At 49.4% G+C, this 265-nt stretch carries 1 rRNA gene (cut by a window edge); it reads left to right on the top strand.

Annotated elements, in window-relative coordinates:
• Window positions 1-265, top strand: a 16S ribosomal RNA gene (locus QF777_12070) (its annotated part extends 248 nt beyond the left edge of the window); the annotation flags it as partial.

Raw genomic sequence — 265 nt, 5'->3', positions numbered from 1 at the left:
ATGGGCGAAAGCCTGACGGAGCGACGCTGCGTGAAGGATGACGGCCTGAGGGTTGTAAACTTCTTTTCTCGAAGAAGAATCAATGACGGTATTCGAGGAATAAGCATCGGCTAACTCTGTGCCAGCAGCCGCGGTAAGACAGAGGATGCAAGTGTTATTCGGATTGATTGGGCGTAAAGCGTCTGTAGGCGGTTTAGAAAGTCTTTTGTGAAATACTTCAGCTCAACTGGGGGCCCGCAAAAGAAACTTCTAGACTTGAGGGAAG

The sequence above is a fragment of the Acidimicrobiales bacterium genome, from assembly GCA_030747595.1.
GTDB lineage: Bacteria > Actinomycetota > Acidimicrobiia > Acidimicrobiales > MedAcidi-G1 > UBA9410.
This window is presented reverse-complemented; position numbering and strand designations above follow the sequence as displayed.